The sequence below is a fragment of the Humiphilus diazotrophicus genome (genome assembly GCF_059726315.1).
Map to the genome: position 1 here is coordinate 45552 of NZ_AP040869.1, position 22692 is coordinate 68243.

At 51.4% G+C, this 22692-nt stretch carries 20 protein-coding genes; 7 read left to right on the forward strand and 13 right to left on the reverse strand.

Annotated elements, in window-relative coordinates; genetic code table 11:
* The first annotated feature begins 23 nt into the window (after nucleotides 1–23).
* The 7 genes from cobT to AC6I7T_RS00240 all read left to right on the forward strand — a co-directional run bounded on the left by cobT (nucleotide 24) and on the right by AC6I7T_RS00240 (nucleotide 5223).
* Nucleotides 24–1121, forward strand: a complete 1098-nt coding sequence (gene cobT / locus AC6I7T_RS00210) for a nicotinate-nucleotide--dimethylbenzimidazole phosphoribosyltransferase (RefSeq protein ID WP_497788163.1) — start codon at nucleotides 24–26, stop codon at nucleotides 1119–1121.
* Nucleotides 1118–1840, forward strand: coding sequence for an adenosylcobinamide-GDP ribazoletransferase (gene cobS / locus AC6I7T_RS00215; protein WP_497788164.1), 723 nt, complete (start codon nucleotides 1118–1120; stop codon nucleotides 1838–1840). The genes cobT and cobS overlap by 4 nt, the downstream gene beginning before the upstream one ends.
* A gap of 4 nt (nucleotides 1841–1844) precedes the next feature.
* Nucleotides 1845–2465 (forward strand): alpha-ribazole phosphatase, encoded by a 621-nt coding sequence (cobC, locus tag AC6I7T_RS00220; protein ID WP_497788165.1) that lies wholly within the window; start codon nucleotides 1845–1847, stop codon nucleotides 2463–2465.
* 248 nt (nucleotides 2466–2713) lie between these two features.
* Nucleotides 2714–3190 carry an Xre family toxin-antitoxin system antitoxin gene (locus tag AC6I7T_RS00225; protein ID WP_497788166.1) on the forward strand — a complete coding sequence of 159 codons (477 nt, stop codon included), beginning with the start codon at nucleotides 2714–2716 and terminating at the stop codon, nucleotides 3188–3190.
* Nucleotides 3190–3657: an RES family NAD+ phosphorylase gene (locus tag AC6I7T_RS00230; RefSeq protein ID WP_497788168.1), complete on the forward strand. Its 468-nt coding sequence runs from the start codon at nucleotides 3190–3192 to the stop codon at nucleotides 3655–3657. The genes AC6I7T_RS00225 and AC6I7T_RS00230 overlap by 1 nt, the downstream gene beginning before the upstream one ends.
* A 336-nt stretch (nucleotides 3658–3993) precedes the next feature.
* Nucleotides 3994–4149, forward strand: a complete 156-nt coding sequence (locus AC6I7T_RS00235) for a hypothetical protein (RefSeq protein ID WP_497788325.1) — start codon at nucleotides 3994–3996, stop codon at nucleotides 4147–4149.
* A 255-nt stretch (nucleotides 4150–4404) separates the two neighbouring features.
* Nucleotides 4405–5223 carry a hypothetical protein gene (locus AC6I7T_RS00240; protein ID WP_497788169.1) on the forward strand — a complete coding sequence of 273 codons (819 nt, stop codon included), beginning with the start codon at nucleotides 4405–4407 and terminating at the stop codon, nucleotides 5221–5223.
* 419 nt (nucleotides 5224–5642) lie between these two features.
* Here the strand turns inward: AC6I7T_RS00240 and AC6I7T_RS00245 are convergent, their stop codons facing one another.
* The 13 genes from AC6I7T_RS00245 to tssB all read right to left on the reverse strand — a co-directional run bounded on the left by AC6I7T_RS00245 (nucleotide 5643) and on the right by tssB (nucleotide 22600).
* Nucleotides 5643–6209: a sigma-70 family RNA polymerase sigma factor gene (locus tag AC6I7T_RS00245; RefSeq protein ID WP_497788170.1), complete on the reverse strand. Its 567-nt coding sequence runs from the start codon at nucleotides 6207–6209 to the stop codon at nucleotides 5643–5645.
* A 374-nt stretch (nucleotides 6210–6583) separates the two neighbouring features.
* Nucleotides 6584–7426, reverse strand: a complete 843-nt coding sequence (locus tag AC6I7T_RS00250) for an SDR family NAD(P)-dependent oxidoreductase (RefSeq protein ID WP_497788172.1) — start codon at nucleotides 7424–7426, stop codon at nucleotides 6584–6586.
* A gap of 486 nt (nucleotides 7427–7912) precedes the next feature.
* The gene (locus AC6I7T_RS00255) at nucleotides 7913–9982 is read right to left on the reverse strand and encodes a type VI secretion system Vgr family protein (protein ID WP_497788173.1); all 2070 of its coding nucleotides are present in this window, start codon (nucleotides 9980–9982) and stop codon (nucleotides 7913–7915) included.
* 36 nt (nucleotides 9983–10018) lie between these two features.
* A complete protein-coding gene (locus AC6I7T_RS00260; RefSeq protein WP_497788175.1) occupies nucleotides 10019–11437 on the reverse strand; it encodes a hypothetical protein in 1419 nt (472 codons plus the stop codon).
* A gap of 113 nt (nucleotides 11438–11550) precedes the next feature.
* Nucleotides 11551–14226 carry a type VI secretion system ATPase TssH gene (gene tssH / locus AC6I7T_RS00265; RefSeq protein WP_497788326.1) on the reverse strand — a complete coding sequence of 892 codons (2676 nt, stop codon included), beginning with the start codon at nucleotides 14224–14226 and terminating at the stop codon, nucleotides 11551–11553.
* Nucleotides 14227–14238: 12 nt separating this feature from the next.
* On the reverse strand, nucleotides 14239–15282 hold the full coding sequence (gene tssG, locus AC6I7T_RS00270) for a type VI secretion system baseplate subunit TssG (RefSeq protein ID WP_497788176.1): 1044 nt from the start codon (nucleotides 15280–15282) through the stop codon (nucleotides 14239–14241).
* Complete coding sequence (gene tssF / locus AC6I7T_RS00275) at nucleotides 15246–17090, reverse strand: type VI secretion system baseplate subunit TssF (RefSeq protein ID WP_497788177.1); 1845 nt, start codon at nucleotides 17088–17090, stop codon at nucleotides 15246–15248. The genes tssG and tssF overlap by 37 nt, the downstream gene beginning before the upstream one ends.
* Nucleotides 17090–17554: a type VI secretion system baseplate subunit TssE gene (gene tssE, locus AC6I7T_RS00280; protein ID WP_497788179.1), complete on the reverse strand. Its 465-nt coding sequence runs from the start codon at nucleotides 17552–17554 to the stop codon at nucleotides 17090–17092. Before tssE ends, tssF begins: the two co-directional genes overlap by 1 nt.
* 19 nt (nucleotides 17555–17573) lie before the next feature.
* Entirely contained in the window at nucleotides 17574–19364 is a 1791-nt protein-coding gene (gene tssA, locus AC6I7T_RS00285; protein ID WP_497788180.1) for a type VI secretion system protein TssA, read from the reverse strand.
* A 12-nt stretch (nucleotides 19365–19376) separates the two neighbouring features.
* The gene (locus AC6I7T_RS00290) at nucleotides 19377–20066 is read right to left on the reverse strand and encodes a type VI secretion system accessory protein TagJ (protein ID WP_497788181.1); all 690 of its coding nucleotides are present in this window, start codon (nucleotides 20064–20066) and stop codon (nucleotides 19377–19379) included.
* Nucleotides 20066–20551: an Hcp family type VI secretion system effector gene (locus AC6I7T_RS00295; protein ID WP_497788182.1), complete on the reverse strand. Its 486-nt coding sequence runs from the start codon at nucleotides 20549–20551 to the stop codon at nucleotides 20066–20068. Before AC6I7T_RS00295 ends, AC6I7T_RS00290 begins: the two co-directional genes overlap by 1 nt.
* Nucleotides 20552–20594: 43 nt before the next feature.
* Nucleotides 20595–22085, reverse strand: coding sequence for a type VI secretion system contractile sheath large subunit (gene tssC, locus AC6I7T_RS00300; protein WP_497788327.1), 1491 nt, complete (start codon nucleotides 22083–22085; stop codon nucleotides 20595–20597).
* A gap of 2 nt (nucleotides 22086–22087) precedes the next feature.
* Complete coding sequence (tssB, locus tag AC6I7T_RS00305) at nucleotides 22088–22600, reverse strand: type VI secretion system contractile sheath small subunit (protein ID WP_497788183.1); 513 nt, start codon at nucleotides 22598–22600, stop codon at nucleotides 22088–22090.
* Between the last annotated feature and the right edge of the window lie 92 nt (nucleotides 22601–22692).

Here is a 22692-nt window from a genome sequence, read left to right on the forward strand (position 1 = left end):
CAATTTGCAGGAAAGAGAGTGACATGGAAACAACAAGCAGCCCCGATAGGTCTTTCGTTGAGGAAGTTATAAGACGTATTGAGCCGATATCTCAGGTCACGCGGCAACAGGCGGAGGAGCGGCAGCGTCACTTGACAAAACCGGAAGGCAGTCTCGGACGTCTTGAGGAAATCGCGAACCGGTGCGCTGCAATTTCCGGCTCCTTGTCTTTTTCTGTTGCAAAGCCGCGTATTGTTATTTTTGCAGGAGATCATGGTGTTTGTGCCGAGGGCGTAAGTCCCTATCCTCAGGTTGTAACCGGCCAGATGGTCGTCAATATTCTTCGCGGCGGTGCTGCAATCAGCTGTCTCGCCCGGGTAGGCGGTATTGAGGTGAAGGTGGTCGATGTGGGAGTAATTGGGTCCATCGGCGATACGAATGGATTAGTCTGCCGCAATGTCGCCAAGGGTACAAAAAATTTCTGCTGTGATGCTGCCATGACAGCAGAAGAAGTATTTACAGCTTTGCGCGTCGGGATCGAGATGGCAAATGAGGCAGCTGCCGAAGGATGCGATCTGCTTGGATTTGGCGAAATGGGAATTGGCAACACCACTTCGGCCAGTGCTATTACGGCTGCATTAACAGGATGTAAGGTGAGCGAGGTAGTAGGGCGCGGAACCGGAGCAGACGATGATTGCCTGAGGAGAAAGATCTTGGCTGTAGAAAGGGCGCTGTCGTTTCACAGGGGTCAGCTATCCGATCCTGTTGAGATTCTAAGACGAGTAGGAGGATTGGAAATCGCCGCAATGTGTGGTTTTTGCCTGGGCGCAACGGCAAACAGAAGACCTTTGCTGACCGATGGATTTATCGCTACCGCTGCGGCTGCATTAGCTGTTCGTGTTGAACCGAAGATAAGAGACTATTTGTTTGCGGCCCATAGCTCCGTTGAACCGGGACACAAGTATCTTCTCGATATGATTCAGCAGCCTCCGTTATTGAACCTCGATATGCGCTTGGGCGAAGGAACGGGAGCTGCACTGGCCATGAAGATCGTTCAGGGCGCGGTTGCAGCTTTTAGTCAAATGGCAACCTTTGAATCCGCGGCGGTTTCAACCCTGGAGCATCCGGTGGTGTCGCAATGAGATCTCTCCTGGCTGCGATTGCCTTTTGCACGCGCATCCCTATTTCCATTGCCTTCGGAACCGAGGACGTAGGAAGGTCTTCCCGCTGGTTTCCTGTGGTAGGTGCCTTGCTGGGGTTGGTTTCCATAGGAATTTCCCGGACGATGCTTATGCTATTTCCCGCCACTATCGTGGCCGTGCTGATCCTGATCGCCGAGGCATTACTGACCGGGGCTCTGCACATGGATGGCCTGGCGGATACTGCGGACGGTTTTGGCGGGGGGCGGACCGTAGACGATATCTTGCGTATCATGCGCGATCACTGCATCGGAAGTTATGGCGGCGTTGCGCTGATTCTGCTTTTTCTCCTGAAAGCCGTTACAATTGCAACACTGATTTCGCGTAATATGTACTCGCCTTTCTTGATTTTGGCACCGGTGCTGGGACGCTGGAATATTGTGCTGCTTTCTCGATGGATTCCGTATGCGCGAAACTCCGAGGCCGTATCACGCTACATGGGCCCGGCAGAGATGCTTTGGGCTACGTTCTGGACTGCCTGTATTGCAATCGCGCTAAGAAACTGGCGTGGCCTTGTCTGTTGGGCGCTAGCTGCGGTGATTGCTATTGCCTGGGGGAGATATTGCAGGAACAAAATCGATGGGATTACTGGCGATACTCTGGGAGCCTCCGAACAGTTAGGCGAGAGTATCGTGCTGCTCGCCGGGGTTGCGCTGGGATAAAGATATGAGTGATAACCCAACCGTAGCTTCTCGCATTTGGTTGGTCCGGCATGGAGAACCGGATGCAAGCAGCAGAGGCCGTTGTTATGGAAAACTCGACGTCGGACTTTCTTCCGCCGGGAAGCGACAGATTGAGTTGGTCTCGCAGATGTTGCGGAACGAGCCGTTAACCGCAATTTATGCCAGTCCCCGCAAGAGGACCACGGAAAGCGCCAAAATCCTGTCTCTTGGGCACTCCTCTACGGTAAGAATCGATGAGGGATTGCGTGAGATAGATTTTGGAGATTTCGAGGGTCAGCGATACGAAGATATTGCACATACACATCCCGAGATCTACCGGCAGTGGATGGAGAATCCTACTGAAACTCAGTTCCCTAATGGCGAAAACTTTCAACAGATGCAAGAGCGCGTTTTGGCATCTGCCTGCCGGATCTATCGGGAGCATCGAGGAGAAACAATCGCCATCGTTTCTCACGGTGGCGTAAACCGAATTCTAGTTTCCGACATTCTTGGCATACCCAATGCAAACATCTTTCGGATTGCACAGCGCTACGCTGCTCTGAACTTAGTAAGTTGGATCGGCAGCTATCCTTCTGTAGAATTACTCAACGTCAGTGCCGAGTAGGCTGCTGTCAGCTCTGCTTAGGATTGGCAGAAGGTGGAAAGATGCGGCTTCTACCGCAAGGCAACAACCTGGGGTACGATGGATCGGCAGCTTGTTTTCAATAGCTTACAACTGAAACGTCAGCTAACACTATCTGATTCGCAAGTAGGCTTTCCTAAGCGGCAATAGCAATAGTTCAGCGTCTGGGTGTCAGACACTGTGGCCGAAATCAGACGACAATCTGGCCGAAATGGAGTACCATAGTCTGTATGGCGACACAGACCAAACGAAATCCGGCTCGCGTGAGATCATTGGTCTCCCAACGGGGTTCGCGCTTTCGCACACAGGGAGCGAGTCTTGGCCTCCGTCCCACGTCGACACTAAGGCTGATCGAGGAGCTGGAAACAGGACTTTCTTTTCATGCACTCGAAACTCTCGTAGCCAATAGCGGACTTGGTCTTGGAGATCTTGCAACTCTCATCGGTATTCCAGAGCGTACCCTCTCTCGACGGCGTACTGCGGGTCGATTGGAAACCGATGAATCCGAGCGCCTTTTGCGAATCTCGATCATCTTTGAAAAAGCGGTCGAGCTCTTCGAAGGAAATGTTGCTGAGGCCGTCCAATGGCTATGTACTCCCAAAAAGGCTCTTCAAGGCGAAGTTCCGCTTCGATATTCCCGCATGGAGCCAGGAGCTCGGGAGGTCGAAAATCTGATTGGCCGTCTGGAAGAGGGTATCTTCTCCTAATGCCGACGGCCTGGAGAATTACCAAGCGTAAACATCTCCGCACTGCATTTACCGGACAAGGGGCGAGGCTTTACGGTGGAAGATGGAACAGCCCCGGCACCGCTCTTGTTTATGTGGCTCAATCCCAGGCATTGGCGGTGCTTGAAGTTCTGGTACACCTGGACGCTCCGGCGCTGTTGGGATCCTATGCTTTGATCGCAGTCGATTTTGACGATGCACTGGTCGAAAGCATCGAGAGAACGGCACTACCGAGAAACTGGACCGCAGACCCGGTTCCCTCGGCCGTTCAGGCCATCGGAGATGGTTGGGCCGACTCCAAGAGTTCTGCAGTTCTTCGTGTACCAAGCGTCCTGGTACCCGGCGAATCAAACTTTCTCCTTAATCCTGACCATCCGGATTTTCGGAAAATAAGAATCGCAAAGCCAATCCCTTATCGATTCGATCTTCGTTTCGCAACCGGGCATTGAGTGGTTGAAAATGCGCCTGTAATTTCTCCTCTCTTGAGCTTTTGCCCCAGCTCGCCGCCGCGAGTTGGACGTGATCGGGGTCTGGCGTCTCGATAGATGGGGCCGCTCCCTTCCAGATCTAGACCAAAACCAGCGTTACTATGTCCTATCCAAATTCGGCGATGTGCAAGTTTTCTCGATGGAAAACCTGCGTAGGGAGTTGTGGTTCGGGATACACCTACGCTGGTTTTGCTCTAGTCGTCACTTTGAAGGAATTGTCGGAACTGGGCATCGGCTTCGTCTCGCTCAGCGAAAGCCTTCGACATGATTACGCCCTCAGGCCATGCGCTGGCAGGAATGCTGGCAGTATTCGCAGATTTCGGACATGAGATATTGCGGAAGCGGGTGAAGGCAGGCATCTCCCAGTCCCGAGCCAAAGGAACAACTTTTGGTAGACCGACATCCGCAGCCAAGAAGACCTTCGAGATCAGGCGGCTCTATCGCAGGGAGTAGCTGTCTAAATCGGAAATTGCAAGACGGCTCAGCATTGGGAGGACCTCCGTTCGCCGCCTCTTGGACAACTCATGACCGCTCAGTACAATTGGCCGTTACCCCCATATAGAGAACGTTTAATTCAGGGGCAAATCAAAGCCGAAAGCCCGAGTTGTCCGCCAACTCGACACAAGCCACATTCCCGGGACCGTTCGGCGGTTATGGGGACTAAAATAGCCGTATCTTTTCGAGATAGCTGAAAGGAAGGGGAAGGACATGCGTCATCGACGCTTAATACTGCTCTCGTTGTCGGCAATCTCTGCCACCGCCATGTTGCTTTGCTGGCAGCGCACGACCTATGGCGCAAGTTCAGCAACGGCAGCACCATACTCGGCCCATCTGACTATCACGATGAAGAGAGTTTTGCCTGATGGCTCGTCGTGGAACAGTACTTCCACCGAGGTGCTTGCCCGCGACCGGCAGGGAAGGACCTACCAGAAAACCGTGAAAGTATCTCAGAATGGCCAAGAAAGGACAGAATCGTTTTGGTTTTTTGTACAAGACCCTGCCAGACTGCAGACGCTAACTTGGAACTCGAAAAGTCAGATGGCAGAACTGGGACATTGGCCGTATTGGTTCGGGCGCAAAGGTTGCTGGGCAGATGAGCACGGGCAGCACCAGTCACGGTTTGGGGATTGGTATAAGGTGCCCGCCTCGCCAGCGGAAGGTAAGTTGGAATCCTTTGCCTCGATTGCGGATCCTTCAGGGAAAAAACAGATCAAGATGCGCGTAGTAACGGAGAATCTTGGCCAGAAGGTAATTCACGGCCTGCTCGCATATGGAATGCGAACGATCATGACGCCGCTCGAAAGTGGCGGATCCTCTGACATGCCTGAGCACACTACTGAACTCTGGAAATCCAGCGAACTCGATTTGAAGTTGCTTCAAGTAACGAGTGGTCCAAAGTATGGATTGGAACGTGTGGAACTGACTGATCTGCAGCGGGGAGATCCGGATCCAGCTCTCTTTAACGTGCCGCAAGGCTATACGGTTGAGACTATCGAGTACCATCAGGTGGCTTGCGGACAGGAGTAAATACACAGCTATACAAGCTGTCCGTTCCGGGATAGATACTTACCTCTGTACCTTCCTCGCAATCAGAGCCACCTTAGTGATGTACTGCTCTCCGCTCCCCACCTGACGCCGTGAAAGTCCTGAGCATAGCCTTAGATGGACTGTTTCACGTTCTTTACCGAGGTTCAGTGCCGATGCCATCGCGAACTCCACAAAAATCCGACCCTCGAAACAAAGATATTGAGGCGTCAACAAAAGGCACGAAGCACTTTGTTGCTTTCTCGTTCTGCACGCCTTATCCGTGATCGAAGCAGGAGAACACAGAACTTTTCTTCTGCGCCAAGTAGCGCATTTTTGCAAATGAGTGGATGTCTTTCGCTATAGAAAGATATTAAGCTCCTTATGGAAGCAGGTTAATGCGCTATCGTCAGAGCGAACGTTTATTTTGTGGCTCTCACTTCGGACGGAGCAGGCACAATCATTTCCGTAGATAGCAGTTCCCGAAGTCTTGCACGAGCTCTCGCCAAACGCGACATCACCGTTCCCACCGGACAGTCCATCACGCTAGCAATCTCCTGATAGGAGAGATCCTCATATTCTCTCAAGAGGAGAATCTCCCGAGATTTTGCAGGCAATTCTTCAATAGCTGCTCGCACTTGCTCCGTCTCTACCTTGCTCACATAGAGATCATGCGAATCTATGGATGGTTCGATGGCATTGTTGGCAATCCCATCGTTTAGCTCGATGTCAATCATTTGAGGATTATTTCGCAATTTTCTCAAATGATTGAACCAGAGGTTTCTCAGGATCGTAAAGAGCCAGCCCTTCATATTGCTATCCGGTCGCAGTCGCTCCATCGCCTGGATGGCGCGTACATATGTTTCCTGGACCAAATCTTCTGCTTCCGCACGGTTATGAGACAAGGCCAGCGCATAGCTGTACAGTCCATCGAGATATTCGATACCGAACGTATTGGCACGGTCTGATTCGTCTTGATGCCACAACATATTTATCTACTCCCAAAGACATCAGATCGGGAAAAAAGGACGTCAGAATTCTCCAAAAGTTGAGACTTTGCTTGCTTAAAGGTCATGCATGTTTGATTTACTTCGAACCTGTTAAGGAGTAACAAGCCACCAATAAATGACATAAGAATGATATTTACGTAACGCGAGAATCTTCTGTCGCGTTCCGTCACTCAAAGCAGATTGCGCGATGTTAGATCACAGACAAATGCTAATTTGCCGATAATACTTTTCCCATGATCTGAAATCTCTTCCTTTGAGGGTTCCACCCGTGATCGAATTGAATTTATTGTCATACGCGACTCCCGCTATACCTTTGCAAGGGTTTCGTCCGATAGATAGACTCTCGATCGCCTTTAGCCGTTACTCCTAAGCGCACCAGTTGGGTCGTGTTCGGGGTCTTCATAGTTCGGGAGTTGCCCTACATGTGGACGCTGTGCTGTGAGCCCGCCATCAAGAGTTAAAGACTGTCCGGTGTAATAGGACGATTTCTCTGAAAATAGCCATGCAACTGCATCGGCGATTTCCTCCGGTCGCCCAATTCGTCCAATTGGGTGTACAGCACTCATCTTCTCGAGCGCTCCCTCGCTACCAAAGATGTTGAGTAGCATCTCAGTTCTGACAGCGCCAGGACTTACTGCATTCACCCGAATACCATATTGCCCATATTCGACAGCAGCGCTTTTGGTCAGACCAAGTACGGCATGTTTGCTGGCAACGTAATGACCGGCAGTAGGAATGGCGAGAAGTCCACCGACCGAAGCCGTATTGACAATTGAGCCGCCCTGTCCCTGCGCCATCATCTGCTTGATCTCGTCTTGAAGTAAAAAGAATAGGGCTTTTACATTTACGGCAAAGACGCGATCAAAGTTTTCCTCGGTCTGCTCAACGAGCAGTCGACTCTCACCGGTGATACCGGCATTGTTGAATGCGTAATCGAGCCTGCCGAAGGTTTCGACAGCAAAAGGCACGATTAGCCGAACTTGTTCGGGTTGACTGAGATCTGCCTGGAGGAACGCTGCGGAGCCGCCATTGAACTCTATCTCATCGACCAGCAGTTGCCCTTCGTCCTGGCGTCTTCCGGTGATAACGACCTGAGCTCCTAGTTCCGCTATGCGTCTTGCGGTCGCAGCCCCGATGCCACTATTACCGCCGGTGACGATTGCCACTTTACCTGTAAATTCACGGATGCCACTCAATTTGCTGTAACACTCCTCTAATTACTAGCCACGCCGAGTGACAGATTGAGTCCAAATCAACCGGAGCACCGGACAAGCATCTGATGCTGGTAATCTGCTGCCGGTTACATTTGCGCCTGGTGCTCTGGAAAGATATCAACGGGCAACCATAGTTCGTCGCTGTTGAATCCTCAGTACGCCGAAGACCCAATTTTCGAAACATTTATCATATTTTCAGCAGAAAATACTTCTGCACGTGGCTAATGAGAATATTTCGGATAGCCGTGATTATCAAATGGATGTTATTGGCGGAAGCGGAATATGGCGGCCCATTGCAATCGTCTTCGACGAGCTGACTCACGCGAAATAGGTGTGACGCACACCCATAGCATGCTACGGGCGGGGAACAGAAATTTTAGAAGTTTTAATTGAATACAAGTAGAGTAAAACTTACAAATATGAGACACATTTAGCAAAATACTATGATAGCCAGTTCTTCGAGTAACTCTAACCATCCCCTCTTGAATCATCGCCAGGCCATTCAGGAGCGACAACTGATTTGGCAACAGGAGGGATAGGAGCTGGGATTGGTGGGAGGCATGTTGCTTTACCGAAGCGTACGGGGCCTTGCAGCGTTATTCCCGTCGCATCGATCGAGATAGCGGATTCTGCAGATTGCAGGCAGATACCCCCGATTCCCGCCTGGATGATGATTCGAACTCCGCCGTTTAGCTGGATTTCCTCTTCAGCTTCAAGGATATGGGCCATCTTTGTATGGCTTACTTGAGTTTCTCCAACCTTGAGGGTATAGCTTGTGGCGATCTCAGAGACTTGCTGACCGTGGACTGTTATCTGCCGATTACCGTCAATCTCCTGTAGCTGCTCTTCTCCGACGCGAAGGTGTGCCGCACCATCGATCTGATGATATTGGTTCTTTAGAATGTGTTGATGCTCTTCATGGTCGACGCGTGTATGCCAATCGTGTTCTACGTGCAGATCCAAGTCGCGTTCTGCATTAATGAAGATTTGCTCGGCTCCCTTCCGGTCATCAAAACGTAATTCATTAGCGTTCGCGGCGCCTCCTCCTTTTGAGGAGCGCGTGAGAATTCCGGAACGGGTGTACTCTGATTTTGGATCGTATTTCGGCATATTAACTCCGTTGTAGATGGAGCCAACAACGATAGGAGCGTCGGGATCTCCGTCGAGAAAATCAATGAGCACCTCATCTCCTATACGCGGCCAGAAATATGTTCCCCATCCCTTACCTGCCCACTGCTGAGCGACTCGCAGAAGCGTTTTGTCCGGGGTCGAGGGAGGACGCTGTCTATCCCACCAGAACTGCACGCACACTCGTCCGAAGCGGTCCAGATAAGAATCCTCACCGGGATAGGTGACAACTTTTCCTGTGACAACTCCATTTACGTGCGGTTTTGCTCTTGTAACCTCTTTGCGATACGCCTGTACGAATGGACGAGCTTCAAATCGATTGACATAAGGGTTGATATCCGGAGAGCTCACCTCCGCTCGATATCCAGGCTGTTGCTGTATAGCATGTGTCACGTGGGTGACTAGATACTTGATATTCTTCTCGGGTTGCGGATACTTATTCAACGTGAACGAGAAGCCCGCTTGCATGGTACTGGCTGTCGATTCTCCCCAACATTGAACTGCCTGTCCATCCTGTATATCGCGCATTGTATTTTGCAGTTGTGTCTGCAAGAGAGGAGTCTTCGGTTCGGCTCCCTCTGTCTTGAAAAAGCTGGCAGCCGAGTCTGTGTAGTCGTACAGTTCATGAGCGTTTTCGCCCATGTCGACAGAGGATCGTGTAGTGCTTGGGCTTGCTTGCGATCGTGCGTAGTGCATGAATCGATAGTCCCAAGTTGTGTGTTCCCCTGGAACAAGGGTGGATCGCGAGTGGAAGTCGAAGATCAATGGCTTATAAAAGTTCAACTGCTGCTCGGATTCGATGGCGAAATCGAAGTCGCTCACGATGGGACATTCGGCACAAAGGCTGCTTGTATCGGTGAATACCAGCGTGTGATCGGAGGAAGAGTGAGTGAAATAGAAGAAGATACCTTGCTGCTGCAGGATTCGTTCCAGAAAAGCAAGGTCTGTTTCACGGTATTGCGTACAGTATTCAAGAACCTGATATGTAGCCTGCGTTTCAACACGAGGGACGATACTGTACGGCTCAAGGACCTTTCGTGCAATATCGAGCACCGTCATGTCTTGAAAGACGCGAGTCTGCTGGTTCAGGGAGAGCAGCCAGAGAGTCGGGACCATTCGGATGTTGTAGCTGTTAAAGAAGGAGTCGCCTCCGGTTGCTTCCAGACTGGAAACAATACCGTTGAAATATCTCTTTGTGCCTGTATCGGTTACCTGAAGCTCGACCGTAACCCGCTTACCGACGAGAGCAACAGGGGAGACAACGGTTGTGGGTTCCGCGAGAACCTCAACTTCGTAATTAAAAAGTTCCGAGATCTCCTCCACTCCACGGAAGGCCATCGCCAGTAAAACATTCGCCCCCAAGGGGCTGTTGAACTGAAGGATTCGTTTTGTTTGTGTATATCCTGCCATTCGTTCTTTCCGCTTATTCACCGAGGACTGAGCTACTTATGACGTACGCGACATCTGCTGCTCGACGAGGCTTTTGATGTCGGTAAGATTCTGGTCAGTAAAGCCCTTAGGTTTGAGGCCTGCTTTGAACTGTTCGGTAGATGCTTCCACGATTCGATCAGTCAGGAGTTGCAAAGTCGTGCTCTGATGGGTGCTTTGTGCCCCATCAGCAGGAATCGCCGTGAGGGCACTCTTTTTTGTTATGTGCGCCAGACTTTTCAGCTCTTCTTTCGGAATCCCTGCGTTTCCGCCAGCTTGCCAATCCTTTATGATGCTCTCCTTGCCTTTTTTGTGGATCTCATCCAGAACGTCCCAGCGCTGTCCCATCCTTTCTCTCGCTAGAGTTGCGACTTTACCTTTTATAACTTTACCGGTTATGCCTTGATTGCTATTCCTCGACAGGATGTCTGCCTGTTGTCCCGTCTTCGTAGGGGATTGGTCGATCTCGAAACGAGTGTAGGGAATGCCTGCTTTTGCAAATTGCAACATCCTATCTCCAGTTGGGCTATTGGCAACTTCGAGATATACAGTTTTCATTCCCAGCAGAGCGAATGTTTCGAGATTGCCACTACGCATTCCTACGTGAACGACCTTACCTCCTTTACGGTCTGCCAGGTCCTTCCACAAAAGCATCTGCCCGACACGTTCCATTAATGGATCGCCACCCCAGATCTCTTTGAACTGCTGGTCCTTCCAAAAGGACCCCATAGCTTTTGTTCCGGGTACGTCGTAAGCGATCCTCTGGAGTTTTGTCATTACTGGGTCATTGGCTGTCTCTGTCATGTTCGGAATCTCCCTGTCATCTCCAACCAGCAGTACTTCTCTCTGCCCAACATTCGAATTGAGCTCTTTTGCCAATTGTCGAATTCCTTCGAAGCCAGAGTCGAGTTCCACATGAGCCCCGCCATTTTTCCCGCTCTGCCTGCTCCAGAGCACGATGTACTGGCTTGTTTCGTCGTCCACGAACTGCTCCGTATAATTCCGAAGTTTCGTCATTGCTTCGGGAGGTGCGTCCTTTAGTTTCCAGGTAGACATGACCTTCTCAATGCTGCCTTTGTAGTCTTCCTTATAAGCTGCGGCAACGCGGCTTGTGACCTCATGTATTTCTTTCATTCCGGGGTAGGCATTATAAAGATTCGTGGCTACTGCCGATCCACTCGCTGCTCCGGACGAAAGTTTTTTGAAGTCTGCATATACGCCCTTCGGGGTTGCACTCCTATCTACTTTACGTATGTCATATTTTTCAACTTGGCCCCAGAGGCCGCAGGCCTCATAGAACTTTTTATTTTGCTGGTATTCTTTCTCCGTCTCAGATCCATGAGCAAAAACGATTCTCAATGTATTATCGAGGGCCATCGCGGCGGTAATTCCGAAGATATCACCCGTCATATAACTCATGTGCAGCACATAATCCATAGTTGGCTCCAGTCTTATATTTCCCAGGGATGCGTCTATGGGGAATAGACTTGCGTTGTTGCGTTTATTCCTGTTCCCTGTAGCAATTTCGGTTCTTCCCCATCGCCTCTCGCTTATACAGACAAAGAGGCATCGGAGAACTGTGCTTTGTCTGTTTCCGTCCAGCCATAGGTAAAATTCCCGTCCCGAGAGATTCCCACAGAAACGCTGGCTAAGGTTTCTCCCTTGGCTATGTGCTCTAGCAGTTTCTGCGAAATCTCGGGCAAAAGAGTGTTTGAAAGAATATGATCGATATTGCGTGCTCCACTCTCGACCTCGATGCAACGTTGACGGATGAGATCGACGAGAGAGTCCTCATAGGTAAACTGGATTTTATGATTTGCGAAGAGTCGTTTCCCGATCCTTTCGAGCTTCAGGCGGATGATCTGCTTTAGGACCTCGTCTCTTACCGGATAGTAGGGAGCAACGAGTGTTCTGCCCAGGAAGGCCGGCTTAAAGATGCGATTCAACTCAGGACGTATAGCCGTTGCCATATCAGCGGGCATGGGCGCTGTCTCCGGATCGGCGCAGAGCTTTGCAATCAGATCGCTGGCGGCGTTCGTGGTGAGAAGAATCAGGGTATTGCGGAAGTCAATCCCTCGCCCTTCTCCATCTTCAATATATCCCTTATCGAAGATCTGAAAGAAGAGTTCCAACACGTCGGGATGCGCCTTTTCAACTTCATCTAACAGTACGACGGAGTAGGGCCGCCGACGTACAGCTTCCGTTAACACTCCACCTTCTCCGTAGCCGACATATCCTGGAGGTGCTCCCTTAAGAGTGGAAACCGAATGAGGTTCCTGGAACTCCGACATATTGATTGTGATCAGATGGTCTTCTCCTCCATAAAGAAGATCGGCAAGTGCTAGAGCCGTTTCAGTCTTGCCCACACCGCTTGGTCCAGCCAACATAAAGACACCGATAGGCTTGCTGGGATCGTCCATGTTGGCCCGCGATGTCCAGAGCCGTTGTGCAATGGCAGATAAGGCATGATCCTGGCCAATAACACGCTGTTTCAAGTTTTCTTCGAGATACAGAATCTTTGTGATTTCATCGCCCATCATCTTTCCCAGCGGAATACCGGTCCACTCCGAGATCACAGAGGCCACAATTGGCGCATCGACAGCGATATGGGTCAGAGGATTCTGCGCTTGCAACGCTTCCAACTCGGAGCGGCGTAGAGCAAGATCCTGGAGCGCCTGATGCCGAGCGGATTCTTCCAGTCTTTCGCTGCCTTCCAAAGTTGCATGTAGTGCTTCAATACTTCGTCCCAATTCCATTTCCTGAGTCCAGCGTTCGCCGAGAGCCTGCAACTCTTCGTTGGCATGGCGAATCTGCTCATCATCTTCGGCGATGCTCTGTGCGTGATCGGTTCCAACGGCCTGTTCCCGCGCGAGAACACGCTTATGTGCTTCCAAGGAGAAAATGCGACGTGTCAGATGCTCAATGGGCGCAGGAGAGGTCTTCTGGCTGAGAGCGACGCGCGCACAGGCTGTGTCAAGGACGCTTACCGCCTTGTCAGGAAGCTGGCGGCCGGGTAGATAGCGATGCGAGAGATGAACAGCAGCATGGATTGCTTCGTCGAGGATGCGGGTTGCATGATGCTTCTCTAGAGATGGAAGAATGCCGTGAAGCATTGCCTCGCACAGTTCTTCCGAAGGTTCTTCCACTTTGACTACCTGAAAGCGGCGCGCCAAGGCTGCATCTTTTTCGAAGTAGCGTTTGTACTCCGCCCATGTGGTGGCGGCGATGGTGCGCAATTCTCCACGGGCGAGCGCCGGCTTCAAAATGTTTGCGGCGTCATTCTGACCGGAGGTCCCTCCGGCCCCGATCATGGTGTGGGCCTCGTCGATAAAAAGAATGACCGGCGTCGGAGAGGACTTAATCTCATTTACCAATCCCTTCAGACGATTCTCAAACTCTCCCTTGACACTTGCACCGGCCTGTAACAGCGCAAGGTCGAGATTGAGCAGACGCACATTTCCCAGAGAGGAGGGAACATCTCCTTCCACTATCCGCTTTGCCAAGCCCTCGACAACAGCTGTCTTGCCCACACCGGCTTCTCCGGTAAGGATCGGATTATTCTGACGTCGGCGCATGAGGATATCGATCATCTGACGAATCTCTCGCTCCCGGCCAACGACGCTCTCGATGCGCCCCTCCCGTGCCTCCTTTGTAAGATCCACGGTGTATTGATCAAGAAAGGGAGTTTTAATTGTTGCTGTGGAATCCTTCTGCTGAAGCTTCTCTCCCGAGGGGGAATCGACAGCTTGTACTTCGACCGAGGCGCCTGTAATCGTGTCGAAGTCTTTAAGCAGAGCGTCGACGGAGATCTTCCTCAATTCGCGGCTTAGCTCTCGTACAATGCGCGACAGACCTTCCTCGCTGAGCAGTGCCAGAAGGGTGTGCCCGGTGCGAATTTCCGTAGCATGAAAGTTTAAGGTGGCCACAGACCAAGCGTTGGTAAACATCTTGACCAGTGCGGGACTAAAGACCGGTCCACGAGTATTTCCGGGGCGAAGTTTATCAAGTGCGGCTCGAAGTTCAAGAGAGAGCTTGTCGCGGTCGACCTCAAAGGCGGCGACTATCATGGCAATATCAGTGTTTTCCGCCTCGAAGGCCTTCACAAGATAGTGCTCGATCTCAATCTCATAATGTGTGCGCGAGAGGCACAGGCCGGCAGCTCCTTCCATAATCTGCCGCGTTGTACTGTTGAACCTCTCTACGAGCGACTTCACACTTGTAATCATCACAACTCCTCTTTATCTAACCAGATAGGTGGTTTCGTCCGGATCACGGTGCATAGGTTTGACCTTCAACCAGCTTTCATAACCGAGACGGCTGGGCAGCATCGGTGTTGCCTTCAATTCAGTCTGCGGAACTTCCTCACGTGCCAGAACCAACTGGACGACAAAGTCAAAAGAGCGTCGGGAGAAGAATTTCAACCACGCCTGTAACTCTGCTTGTCCGCGAGAGCCGGGAAGAAACTGCCGATATTGCGTCAAGGTCATTGGTCCTAGTCTTACGGTCATGGTTCCTTCCTGGTCCCAGATCTCGTCGCCTACGACTGTTCCAACTCCCAGACACTCGGTCAATGTTTCGCTGTCACGCAGAATCGTTCGCTGCTCTATTGGCAGGCGCACCCAGGTGCCGGTGAACTGCCGAATCTCCACGTGCACTTGGAAGTAGTCTTCGAGAATCTGGCGTAGCCCCTCTACTGTCCTAACCTGCTGGCTGAGAAACCCCGAGTAGTAGATGGAGCATTCATCAGGAATAGCCAACCTGTGACGCAGTTCAGGCGCACCTAAGCCCACCAGGTCATACAGCCGTTCTGTGATCTCATCTTCTCCACCTTGTGCCTTTTCGTAGGCTATGAAAAAGCGATAGCGGGTCCAGGCACGGTAGAAGAGCGATACGATGCGGTGATTAAAGAGGTCGAAGAACTCAAGAGTGGCTTGGTTTTTATTCCTCTTCCGTTCCAGCAGAGTTTCGGCATACGTGCGGGGCATAGGGCCATTAATGACATTCAGACCCATGAAATTGACTTCAAGAGAGGAGGGCGAATCCTCTTGGGGGATATAGCTTCCCAGTTCACTTGCCGGAAAGGTAAGTGAAGGCGTTGCTGTAAATCGCACCACCTCCTCGGACGGCGACACAAAGATGCCGACAGGCTTTCTTTCCGGATGCAGCTTTTCAAGTAGGCGCACCATCTGGAAGAAACGAAAGCCGTGAGGTTCGGCTTGCATCAGCTCCTGCAGCTTCTCTGCGCCTATAGTAATGTCTGGCTGCCCGCTCGTGGTGGCCATTCTCCGAGGACCTCCTTTCTTTCTTTGCTGCGCACGACTAACTGCGAAAAGCTGTTCATCGAGACATAGAGTCCAAAAAAATGTTCAAGTACGGTGCTGAAAAGATAGGCACCGCCTCCAGCAAAGTGTGACTCATCCAGCTCCATTTCAACGCGCATTCCTCTGACGGCGGCACTACCGAAATCGCTCTGCATCAGCGCAATGTGCCGTTTTGTCTGCATGGAAACGATGCCCGCGATCTGATGATTCAAATCCGCTGCTCCGGTGAAGTTGTAGAGACGAAGGATCTTGCGTAAAGCTGGAAGACCTTCTTCATCGAGAGAGAGATGATTCAGCGCAAGTTGGGAGATGAGGCTCCATGGCTGTACTGCTGTTACCGGGGCTGAATACGAAGGGGTCGGGCGATGGAGGACTCTTATCCTCTCTACACCGGGACTGTTTTCCAGATAGAAATCGCCTTCGCTAGATCCGAACGGCAATTGTGCCGGGAGATCATGATTTGTGCAGGTGCAGTGAACAGTGAGAATCTCGGCGTTTGGTTCCGCCATCTCCCCGTCGCCATCGACGATGGAAAGATAAAGATCACTAGGCCGGCGAGTCTCCAGTGGAGAATATCTTCGGGTTGTGCGCCAGAAGACGGAGGATTGATTCAACGTAGCCTGGAAACGTCGTTCGAATAATGGCGGCAAGGACAGGGAAGTGCGCCTGGAAGGATTTACTGCCAAGACAGAGTCAATAGAGAAAATCTCTGTGTGCAGGCGATTTCGCGCACTTGCATCGATCGGATACTCATGCCGTTGCTGCGAAAGCAGAACAGGCTCGGCGACATGAGAAAAGAGATTAATAATCGGCGTGCAAAAGAGCCGCAAGGTCTCCCGTGTGACACCTACTTCCAGCGTCTGCATGCGTTCCACCTGCTCGAAGGAGGAGAAATAAAAGAGCAACTCCACTTCCTTGCCGGCGTTTGTGAGAGTGAAGGCTTCTTCTAGTCCCGTCATTTCGAAGAAGAGGAACTTCTCCTGAAAGCTAAGGTACTCCTGCAGCAGCCGATATCCTTGGAAAGAACGCGTGGTATAGGGCAACAGTCCCTCTTCTGGGGAGAATCCCATTGGCCGTAAACAGGCCTTTCCGAGAGAGTGTGTCTGAGCCTGCTTCTCGCTTGGATTACGGATCAAGATCTGCAATAGATTGCGTGACAGAAGCTCATACAACGTAAGCGTGATGCTTGGTTCTCCTGCCAGATAAAAATTCAGCTTATTGAGCCCCAGCTTGGAAAGATCGGCCTCCTCCCGAGTCTTCAATACGAGACGAAGCACCGCAGCAGAATCAGGAATGCGGGAGGGTGAAGGGATCTGTTCGGGCCTTCTCCAGGCACACTCGGCAATCTCTATCGGCCAAAGAGAAACGGGATAACCGGTTCGGAACTTGCAGGTCGTTCCATCTCTTGTTTTCTTCGAGGTAAGTTCGCTGCCCGAAGGGATGGTAATCGGACCACCGCTATTATTTTGGTTTTTGTCGAGAGTGAATTCCGCCACCGTCATCGAGGGGATGGGACGCAGATAATGCGGATACACTACATCCAGCATTCCCTGAACAAGCTCCGGCAAGTCATCGTTGAGTCTCAGATGGATGCGTGCCGCCAGAAAGGCGAAGGACTCAATGAGTCGTTCCACATGCGGGTCGGCGCAGCGATCTGGCTCCAGCAGCAAGCGGCTAGCCACGGCTGGGTATTTTTTTGCGAAATCTGCCCCAAGCTGCCGGACATAGGCTAGTTCGCGCTCATAATATTCCAAAAGCTGTTGCCGCATTATCCACCTACTACATATGTTTCGTTTGTGACATCAAAGACTGTGTCGAAAGAAACAGTTTCGATAGTCGGGTATAAAGGTAAATTGGCTTCGATGTGCAGCCGGATTTCCCGCTTGAGAAAATCTCCGTCTTCCAGGGAAACAGAGACTTCAGTAAGACGAGGTTCGTATTCAGCCAGACATCTTTGGAGGGCCTGTTGCATCTGCACGAGGCCTCCATTGACCGAGGACTCCAGTGAGCTCAAATCTTCAAGGCCATAGTTCAGAACAGAAGCGGATGCCAGTTCATAACCTTCTAGTTCCCGAGACAAAGACCTGCGAGTATTCAGCAGCGTTTCCAGATCGCGTCGGATGGCCTCCTTCAGAAGGTGCAACGATGCGGTTTGGGTTGTTGGCATCTCCTGATCTTCGCTCAGCCTTTCCATTAAGGACTGAGCGAAGAGGATCTCCTTTGTTCGTGCCATTGCGGCCTCCGTTCGCGTTCTAGGAAATAGGCTGTAAGGTTATGGCCCTTGCCGGATCAATTCGACAAAGCCGCGCATAGATTGCCTTTCGCTCTGTATCTGCCTCTGAAGAAGCAAGCGCCTGCAAAAACAGGGAAAAAACTTCGCTTAGAACCTCGGGTTCTTCCCATTGCTCTAGGTGTTTCTCTTCGATTGCAGCGAACAATTGGCGCAGCAAAGGTAGCGCGGCCTCGGCTTTTCCAGACTCTATTAAGAGTTGGCAGATTTGGGTGCGGCGCAGGAAGTCTGTTCTTGCAGCTCTTTTCTCTATATTCCGTGTGAGCAACAGCCGGACGGCCGCCGTTAGTTCACCGCGTGAGGCAAGGTCGCGAGCCGCCGTATAAGAATCGATCTGTGGATCTTCTGTCTCTACAGAGGGTAAAGCGCTCTGTAACGGAATCGGGGTCGTCGGTCGTTCTTCAGAAGGAGGCTCGATTGGAAGTACTTCATCTCTGAGCCAATTCCGAGTCTCAGGATTGGCCACCGGGGTGCCATCTGCGAAGAACGCCTCTGCTATGTCGGGATTGTGCTCAAGACAGACTAGCGCCTGTGCGAGGACAAGGCCTGATAAATCACCCGCACTAAGAGCATTTGACGCCTGCCAAATATAGCGATACAGGTCGAGCCAGTTTCTTCCAAAACTCTCTCCGAGTACAGCAAGGGAATAGCCCAGGAGGACATTCCAGTCACCTGCATCGCTCGCCTTTTTGAGCTTGATACGGGTCTCCGAACTTGGAGCGTCCTCCTCGATTGGCTCGCGACCATATTGCAGAGCGAGCATAAGCAGATAGGCTGTGGGGTGAGCCGTCTGCTGCTCTATTACAAATTCTGCACAGTGAGCGATGCGCCTCATAGCTTCCTCCCACGAATGGATCTGTATCTCCTGGGATGTTGAAGCCAATTGTTGAGTCGGCGCTGACGTTTCGACAAGGCTGGGATCCGGGATGAGATCTGAGGGCTTTTCTTGCGCGGAAGTATAGAGAGCTGGCTCTAATTCCGTTTCTTCAGAAGAGGGAAGGGTAGCTGGTGGTTCTGGATCTGGCTCCTGCGCTTGTTTGAGGCGTAGAAGCTGAGAAAAAAGATTCTGCAACTCTTCCAGAGCTGCTCGAAAGGAAACGAAAGAAGGACCTTCCTCGCCATAATGCTCTTCACAGAAAAGATACAGCTCCTGCACCAACGCGAGGCCTTGAGCTAGAGCACTACTAGCCTCGAGATAAAATGCCTTTGGGGTAGCAGCGATGGCCGCATCGAGTTTCTCTGCTGTGAGAGCATCTTCGCCTTGTGAAAGGGAAGAAGTGCCTGATCGTACAGCTTTGTACATCTCATAGCTAATGCCGCTATCAGTGACCGGAAACTCTTGTAAAAGTTTCGTATATCGGGCGAGTGCCCAGTGCAGAGGGGCAGCGCGAAGCGATGGATCTCCATCTTCAATTTCCGGATAAAGGGTCGACCAGAATCTATTCTGCAACTCTAAAAGTAATGAAAGGACAGCAGCTAAAGCCTGGTACTCTTCCAGCTTGAATGTCGCTTCGCCCAGCCAGGCCGCCAGCCACAGGTCTTTGCTTTCCTTAAGCAATGCATTCCGAGTGACGTTGGATACAAAGGGATAGTCTGCCCGCTTTGTCTGTCTTGCCCAGTCGCCCATAGGAAGAGAGTCATCCTCTTCCGAGCGCGCTTCTTGGATGGTATCGATGAGTGGATCGTATCTCAGATCCCTGCCCGATGCCTGTACAGTATCAATCGGCTGTAGTAATTCTTCTACGGAAAGCACAGCATAACCTCTTTATCGTTGAGCCTCAATCGTTCTTACATCGAGCAAGGGTATTGTTTCTTCATCACAGAGAAGAAGTTTTGCTCCAAAGACTATGAAATGATCCTCCGATTCCTCCTCCAGGACAGTGGCCCTTCCGAGACGAATGTTGTCGTCGGAATGCCGCCAACTGCCCGGGGCCAGTGCCGGAAGATACACCGGATGCGGCTCTTCTCCGTGGGGAAAGAGCGTTGCCGGAATCCAAAGCAGGTCGCGGAGTCGCGCAGGCTTCGACGTTTCGAGCCTTTGAATCTTCTCCCATCGGATGATTTCGTATCCTCGCGGGCCATAGGTCTCGAGCCCACCTTCCACCCTCTGGTCCGCGTCCATGCAGGAGGAATAGGAGGTGCCATTGATCTGCAAGGACTGAGCTTCCGTCTGTTCGGTGTTGCCCGCACTCATTTTCTCCGTCGAACTTTCGCGCTGGCGATGTGCAGTGAGGAGTCCCCGATAAAAAGCAGCTCCCGTATTGGCGGCTTCACTTTGCGTTGCCAATACATCGAGATGCTTCTCGGCGCGGTCGAACTCGCCTGCAAAGCAGAGCAGCTCAAAGAGGAAGGTGCGAGCTTTTGCATTTTGAGGATCCCTGCGGAGCTGGTCGCCAAGTTCGGCGATTGCAGCCCGCAGTTGTCCCCGGACATAGAGCGAATAGGCTTTTTCCATTACGAGGTCTGGTTGGTAGACGCATCGTAGGTATGCGTACCCGCTGTCGTGAGGTTACCTTGCTGGTTTTGCATTTTGTATTCTGTGTTGATTGACTTGTAAGTAAGAGTGAGATTGATCACCGGAACCTGTCCTGATGCGGATAGGTTCATGGAGGCAATAAAGACTTCTGTCATTTTAATAATGATGAAGTCCTGGTTATTTGAGCCTTGCTTGACTGCGGCAAGAGTTCCTTGCGTGATATGCTTCCCCTGGGTAAGAAAGCCAGCGAGCTTTGTATAAGCAGAGTCTAGCTCCGCGACAATACTGATCGGCTCCATTGTGACCTTCCCGGCACCGGAACCTTGTGTTCTTCCTACAGTACTCTCTGAATATCCACCCCAACTCCAGCTAAGTACCCGGATCTCATTCGAGTGATTTAAATGCTGAGACTCACCTTGCGCTCCCTCAAGTTTGAGGAAGTAATCTACACCCTGATCTGCCATGAATTATGACTCCTATTGAATTGAAGATATGAATCTCTCGTTCCTAGTTGCGCGCCGATTCTGGAAGGTCCGCAACCAATCGTAGAGAGATGGTAAGTTCATCGAGTTGGAAGTGGGGCTTTAAGAAAGCCACCGCGCGGTAAGCTCCCGGTTTGCCTGGTACTTCGGTTACTTCAATCGAAGCTTCCCGTAAAGGAAGTTTGGCTTTTGCCGATTGCGAAGCTGAGTCATCGGACAAAACATATTGACTAATCCAGCGATTGAGAAATACCTGGCACTCTTCTCGTGTAGTAAAGCTGCCGATCTTGTCCCGCATCATTGCTTTCAGATAGTGCGCGAAACGGGACATTGCAAAAATGTAGGGCAGCTGCGCGGAGAGCCGGGCATTTGCATTCGCTGCATCTTTGTCATAAAGCTTCGGCTTGTTGGCTGACTGCACGCTAAAGAAGGCTGCATAATCGGTACCTTTGCAATGAACCAGAGGTACTAGTCCCTGATCTGCAAGCTCCTTTTCACGACGATCAGTAATCTGTACTTCAGTTGGGCACTTAAGGGCGATATCGCCTTCGTCGGTCTCGAAGTTATGGGTCGGCAGGTCTTCGACTAGTCCACCACCCTCTACTCCGCGGATAGCGGCGCACCAGCCGTATTGGGCAAAAGCATTCGTAAGCCGCGCTCCAAGAGCATAGGCAGCATTGCTCCAGAGATACTTGGTGTGATCGGAACCGTCGACATCCTCTTCGTAGTCGAAGCCCTCTACCTGATTTGTTTCCTTCCCGTAGGGCAGGCGGGCGAGAATATGTGGCAGAGTAAGCCCGACATAACGCGAGTCGTCACTCTGACGGAAAGACTTCCATTTGGCATACTCGGTCGAATCGAAGATCTTGGCAATATCGCGTGGCAGGCCGAGTTGTGTAAAGTCCGCCAGGTTCAGCAATTCTGGTGCTGCGGCAGACAGGAAGGGCGCATGAGCAGAAGCTGCAACTTGCGCAACTCGGCGTAGCAAATCGATATCTTCCGGTCCACGGCCGAATTCGTAATCTCCTATAATTGCGGCAAAAGGAGCACCGCCGAAGACTCCAAACTCCTCTTCGTAGACCTTTTTAAACAGCGCGCTTTGGTCGAATTCCGGAGCCCGCTGCAAGTCGCGGAGTAGCTCCCGCTTCGAAATATTCAGCACCTTTAGCTTAAGCATTGCACCCGTCTCGCTTTGGTCGAGGAGGTAACGAATGCCACGCCAAGTTCCCTCCAGCTTTTGGAAAGAGGGATGATGAAGAATTTTGTTCAATTGCTTGGAGACGAGTTGATCAATTTCCGCGATGCGCGCCTGAATAGAGGTCTCCGCATCGCGACTGATTGTCATATGCCCTTCAAGGACTTGAGCCACAAATTCCTTGATCAGGTCACGTCCACGTTCCAGGGTGGAGGTGTCTCGATTGAAACGACCTTCACTTACAATCTGATCGAGAAGAGGCGTCTCCAGGACCTGTGCTTCAGCAGTCATGGAAGTGACTGCGGCTTGTTCATTTGCCATCATTACTCTCCAGAGGTATTAAGTTCTTTGCGTAGCTTTTCACGCTGGTCGGTATTGGTCACGGCCGCATAAAGAGCTTCATCCAGCTTGTCGTTCCCTTGCAGGCTTCCTTGCAGGTCAGAGAGCTTCGTACGTAGCTCCAAGAGCTTTCGAAGCGGTTCTACGTGCTGAGCCACGCGCTCCGGGGAGAAATCATCCAGAGACTCGAAAGGGAGATCGACCTGTAGCTGACCTTTCTCTGGATTGTCCGTCAATGCATTTTCAACGGAAAAGGAGAGACGCGGCGCTAGATTGGCCAGCACGGCATCGAAGTTATCCGGTGTAATCTCGGTGAATTTGCGTTCCTTTAGAGGGGCAAGCGGTTCGGCGGGCTGTCCTGTTAAATCAGCCAGAATGCCCATGACAAAAGGGAGTTCTTTTAATTCAATAGCATCACCCACTTCTACGTCATAAGTGATCTGGACGCGCGGTGGCCGTACCCGACTTAACTTACGCTGTGTACTTTCCTTCGCCATATATATGCTCCAAGATGAGTGTCGCAAGCCGCGCCTGACAATTGCTCTTTTGCTGATCGGAGCCTGCGTTTACTGCTTCTGCGGAATAAACA

Excerpts from the sequence above, each read along its gene's own strand:
- cobT (WP_497788163.1), top strand. The coding sequence starts at position 24 with ATGGAAACAACAAGCAGCCCCGATAGGTCTTTCGTTGAGGAAGTTATA.
- cobS (WP_497788164.1), top strand. The coding sequence starts at position 1,118 with ATGAGATCTCTCCTGGCTGCGATTGCCTTTTGCACGCGCATCCCTATT.
- cobC (WP_497788165.1), top strand. The coding sequence starts at position 1,845 with ATGAGTGATAACCCAACCGTAGCTTCTCGCATTTGGTTGGTCCGGCAT.
- AC6I7T_RS00225 (WP_497788166.1), top strand. The coding sequence starts at position 2,714 with ATGGCGACACAGACCAAACGAAATCCGGCTCGCGTGAGATCATTGGTC.
- AC6I7T_RS00230 (WP_497788168.1), top strand. The coding sequence starts at position 3,190 with ATGCCGACGGCCTGGAGAATTACCAAGCGTAAACATCTCCGCACTGCA.
- AC6I7T_RS00235 (WP_497788325.1), top strand. The coding sequence starts at position 3,994 with ATGCTGGCAGTATTCGCAGATTTCGGACATGAGATATTGCGGAAGCGG.
- AC6I7T_RS00240 (WP_497788169.1), top strand. The coding sequence starts at position 4,405 with ATGCGTCATCGACGCTTAATACTGCTCTCGTTGTCGGCAATCTCTGCC.
- AC6I7T_RS00245 (WP_497788170.1), bottom strand. The coding sequence starts at position 6,209 with ATGTTGTGGCATCAAGACGAATCAGACCGTGCCAATACGTTCGGTATC.
- AC6I7T_RS00255 (WP_497788173.1), bottom strand. The coding sequence starts at position 9,982 with ATGGCAGGATATACACAAACAAAACGAATCCTTCAGTTCAACAGCCCC.
- AC6I7T_RS00260 (WP_497788175.1), bottom strand. The coding sequence starts at position 11,437 with ATGGATTATGTGCTGCACATGAGTTATATGACGGGTGATATCTTCGGA.
- tssH (WP_497788326.1), bottom strand. The coding sequence starts at position 14,226 with ATGATTACAAGTGTGAAGTCGCTCGTAGAGAGGTTCAACAGTACAACG.
- tssG (WP_497788176.1), bottom strand. The coding sequence starts at position 15,282 with ATGGCCACCACGAGCGGGCAGCCAGACATTACTATAGGCGCAGAGAAG.
- tssF (WP_497788177.1), bottom strand. The coding sequence starts at position 17,090 with ATGCGGCAACAGCTTTTGGAATATTATGAGCGCGAACTAGCCTATGTC.
- tssE (WP_497788179.1), bottom strand. The coding sequence starts at position 17,554 with ATGGCACGAACAAAGGAGATCCTCTTCGCTCAGTCCTTAATGGAAAGG.
- AC6I7T_RS00290 (WP_497788181.1), bottom strand. The coding sequence starts at position 20,066 with ATGGAAAAAGCCTATTCGCTCTATGTCCGGGGACAACTGCGGGCTGCA.
- AC6I7T_RS00295 (WP_497788182.1), bottom strand. The coding sequence starts at position 20,551 with ATGGCAGATCAGGGTGTAGATTACTTCCTCAAACTTGAGGGAGCGCAA.
- tssC (WP_497788327.1), bottom strand. The coding sequence starts at position 22,085 with ATGGCAAATGAACAAGCCGCAGTCACTTCCATGACTGCTGAAGCACAG.
- tssB (WP_497788183.1), bottom strand. The coding sequence starts at position 22,600 with ATGGCGAAGGAAAGTACACAGCGTAAGTTAAGTCGGGTACGGCCACCG.